Here is a 4,331-nt window from a genome sequence, read left to right as displayed (position 1 = left end):
TGGCAACGACGTCAATTAACAACTATATCGATTATAAAAAAGCTTCAAAGGGACCAGAATATGATAAGGGAAATAAAAATATGATTGTAATATATAACATTAAAAAATCAACTGCCGTAGCTATAATTTATACTTTACTTTCGATAGCAGTTTTTTTTGGTATTTTATTAACTTTAAACACCAATATAGTTGTACTTCTAATAGGAATGGTTTCATTCTTAGCTGGGGTATTGTATACATATGGACCTGTTCCAATTTCGCGTATGCCACTCGGTGAGATTTTTTCTGGAATATTTATGGGGTTTGTAATTCTATTTTTATCATGTTACATTCACATATTTGATAAAAATATAATCTCACTTATATACCACAATAATATGATGAATATCAGTATAAACCTACTGGAAGTATTTTATATCTTCTTAATTGCTATTCCTACAATTAACGGTATAGCAAACATAATGCTTGCTAACAACATATGCGATGTTGAAGAAGATATTATAAATAATAGATTTACATTGCCTTACTATTTAGGTGTAAAAAATTCACTTAAACTATTTAAAGCTTTATATTATATGGGATACATAGGCATTATATTTTCTGTTATATTAAAAATTTCACCACTTGTATCACTCTTAGTAATTCTAACAATAATACCAATCAGTAAAAATATAAAATTATTCTGCAAGAATCCAATAAAAAGTAAAACCTTTGTTTTGTCAGTACAAAATTTTGCGATAATGAACATAACTCACATTTTATTATTATTAATAGTAATTATATTTAATTGAAATACTAAAATTTTACTTAGGAGCTGATTTTATGGATAAGAAGTTAATAATAGATAAAACAAAGGAATATGTAAAGAATAAACTAGAAGGTGAAGGAACCGGTCATGATTTTTGGCATATACTAAGGGTTTATAAAACTTCCATTTATATAGGAAAAAAGGAAAATGCCGATTTATTCATAGTAGAGCTTACAGCTTTATTACATGACATTGCTGATTGGAAATTCAACGAAGGTAATAGTGATATTGCCACAAGTCTTATTAGAACGTGGTTAGAAAGTTTAGGTGTGCAAGACCACATTATTAATAAGATTACAAAAACAATAGAAACTATGTCATATAAAGGCGGTACTACAAACGCTAACCAAGAAACCATTGAAGGGAAGGTTGTTCAGGATGCAGATAGATTGGATGCATTGGGTGCTATAGGGATTGGAAGAGCTTTTGCCTATGGTGGATATAGAGAACGTGAATTGTATAATCCGAATATAAAGCCACAAAAGTATAATGATTTTGAAGAATATAAAAAAAATGTTGGTACAACAGTTAATCATTTTTATGAAAAACTGCTACTACTAAAAGAATTAATGAATACTGATTCCGGTAAAGTAATTGCAAAAGAAAGACATGAATTTATGGAGGAATATTTAAATCAGTTCTACAAAGAATGGGATTGCAATGAAATTTATTAGCCGTTTTTAGAAATTAAGCAATAAGGTAAAAAGCAAGATTAACTAATAGTTAGTCTTGCTTTTTACCTTGTTTTATATACTGGATGTACGATACCTATGTACGTAAAATCCTTTATTAAACGCTTCAGGGTTATATAGTATTTCAGTGCTTTCAAAATAAATTTTAACCTTTCGCTCTATGACAAATGAAATACCTTCAACGGTTATAAAAAAATCATCATTTTTTTGTTTATCCAAAACAAGCCCTAGTGCAGGCATACCTCAACCAAAAGCTAAAACTTCTAATCTTATAACTCCATTATCTTTACATTCCATTAATGCCTTTAATGCATTATTTGCTTTATCATTAAACGTTATAATCATTTTTCATCTCCTTAATATATAAAGTGTAGTATCATTATAACTTATATTACACACAATATATTTATATCTACATATATTTCTCGAATTATTTATTGACGAAATACATTTAAACGTATACAATATACTTAACCGGTTCAGTTAATCGGTTAAGTTAAGAAGAGGTGATTTATTATATGAGTAAAATTTGTGTCCTTGGAAGTTTAAATATGGATATAGTACTAAAAGTAGAAAATATGGCTAAGATTGGTGAAACTATTTTCGCTAAAAGTATAAGCAATATTCCAGGAGGAAAAGGTGCAAATCAAGCAGTTGCTTGCAGCCGAATGGGATCAGAGGTGTACATGATAGGTAAGGTTGGATTGGATAGTAATGGTGATTTCTTAGTTAATCAGCTTGCAAGTGATGGTATAAATACAGATTATGTTTTTAAAGATAATAAAGAAAGTACTGGAACAGCTATAATTAACGTAAATAGCCAAGGTAATAATTCTATAGTTGTGGTAGCTGGCGCTAATATGTGTATTAATAAAGACGAGATAAAACAAAGCTATTCAACTATAAAGGCTTGTAATGTAATAATTGCACAATTCGAAACACCTAGTGAAATAACAATTGAGGCTTTCAATTATGCAAAGTCACAAGGGGTTATAACAATACTTAATCCTGCTCCTGCAAAGAAACTAGATGAAAATTTATTGAAATGTACAGATATAATAATTCCAAATGAAACAGAAGCTTATGAACTCACAGGAATTTTAGCTAATGATTTAGAAAGTGCTAAAAAAGCAGCTGAAAATTTTATAAATAGGGGAGTTAAGTACGTAATAATAACTCTAGGTTCAAAGGGTGCTACATTAATAACTAAAGAAAGAGCAGAATTAATCCCAGCAATTCTGGTTAAAGCTATTGATACAACTGCTGCAGGAGATAGTTTTATTGGAGCAGTATCAAGTATGCTCGGCACTGAGGAATTAAGCTATGAAAATCTTAAAAAGGCTATAGTTTTTGCAAATAAAGTTTCTTCAATAGTAGTTCAAAGATCAGGAGCACAACCCTCAATACCAACTAAAAAAGAAGTAATAGACATATACGGAGAAGATATAGGTTAATATTTGTATTTTTAGAGGAATATAAGGAGGCGCAATCATGAAAAAAACAGCATTACTAAATTCACAAATATGTGAAGTAGTATCTAAAATGGGACACAAAGATACCTTAGCTATAGGTGACTGTGGTCTACCAATACCAGATAGTTCTAAAAGAATAGATATTGCACTAACTAAAAATATACCTGGCTTTATTGAAACACTAAAATCAATATTAACAGAGCTTCAAATAGAAGAAGTAATAGTGGCTAAGGAGACCGAAGGTGTTAGTCCTAATATATTTAATGAAATAAAAAAGGCAGTTGGCGATGTGAAAATTACTTTTATAACTCATGAGGAGCTAAAATATCAGCTAAAAGAGTGCAAGGCAGTAGTAAGAACCGGAGAACAAACGCCCTATGCAAATGTAATATTAAAATCAGGAGTTGTGTTTTAACTATAGGTAATGTAATTAAGTTTTGAGGAGGAGTTTTTAATGACTATCATAAAGCCTCTACTTCAGATGAAAAATGTTTCAAAATCCTTTCCAGGAGTAAAAGCACTGGAGGATGTTAGATTAGAAGCTTATAGCGGAGAAGTTCTGGCTCTACTCGGAGAAAATGGAGCAGGGAAATCTACTTTAATGAAGATATTAAGTGGCGTCTATCATAAGGATACAGGAAGCATTTTTATTGAAGGTTCTGAAGTAGATATTAAAGGTATAAAAGATGCAGAAAAACATGGAATAGCAATTATTCATCAAGAACTAAGTCTTCTACCTAATTTAAAGATATGGGAAAATATATTCTTAGGTAATGAAGGATTTAATGGGATAACAAGAAGAATAAATAAAAAAGAGTTAAAAGATAAAGCTGAATTTTTGCTTAGAGATATTGGTTTTAATATCGATGTAGATACATTAGTTAAAGATTTGAATGTAGGAGAAAAGCAGCTAATTGAGATAGCAAAAGCACTTTCTAAAAATTCGAAAATAATAATAATGGATGAGCCAACAACAGCATTAACTGATGTTGAAACGGATAATCTTTTTAAAGTAATCGAAAAGCTCAAAAATAATAATATGGGTATTGTGTATATCTCTCATAGAATGGATGAAATATTTCGAATTTGTGATAGAATAACCGTTTTAAGAGATGGTAAGTATATTGGCGAAGTTAAGACAATCGACATTACTAAAGATGATTTAATATCAATGATGGTTGGTAGAAAACTTGAAGAACAGTTTCCATACAAAAAATCATCTGCCGGACAAACTATTCTTAAAGTTGAGAACTTAAGTTATGCTAAAAAGGTTTGCGATATTAGCTTCGAAGCAAAGAGTGGTGAAATCTTAGGTGTTTCAGGTCTAATGGGTTCAGGTCGGACAGAAATGGCAAAAAC

The 4,331-nt window shown here is 30.2% G+C and carries 5 protein-coding genes; all 5 read left to right on the top strand.

Features of this window, described 5'->3' with window-relative positions; translation table 11 throughout:
* Positions 1–791: UbiA family prenyltransferase (locus ACJAX4_RS22360; protein WP_435791653.1), on the top strand; the 791-nt coding region annotated here is incomplete at its 5' end.
* 31 nt (positions 792–822) lie between these two features.
* Positions 823–1,482, top strand: coding sequence for an HD domain-containing protein (locus tag ACJAX4_RS22355; protein ID WP_435791652.1), 660 nt, complete (start codon positions 823–825; stop codon positions 1,480–1,482).
* A 536-nt stretch (positions 1,483–2,018) separates the two neighbouring features.
* Positions 2,019–2,954 (top strand): ribokinase, encoded by a 936-nt coding sequence (gene rbsK, locus ACJAX4_RS22350; protein ID WP_435791651.1) that lies wholly within the window; start codon positions 2,019–2,021, stop codon positions 2,952–2,954.
* A gap of 37 nt (positions 2,955–2,991) precedes the next feature.
* Positions 2,992–3,387 (top strand): D-ribose pyranase, encoded by a 396-nt coding sequence (gene rbsD / locus ACJAX4_RS22345; protein WP_435791650.1) that lies wholly within the window; start codon positions 2,992–2,994, stop codon positions 3,385–3,387.
* 39 nt (positions 3,388–3,426) lie between these two features.
* The coding region (locus tag ACJAX4_RS22340; protein ID WP_435791649.1) for a sugar ABC transporter ATP-binding protein at positions 3,427–4,331 on the top strand (905 nt) is incomplete at its 3' end.

Origin of the sequence: Clostridium sp. (genome assembly GCF_051278035.1) — a bacterium.
In the GTDB taxonomy this organism is placed as follows: domain Bacteria; phylum Bacillota; class Clostridia; order Clostridiales; family Clostridiaceae; genus Clostridium_AD.
This window is presented reverse-complemented; position numbering and strand designations above follow the sequence as displayed.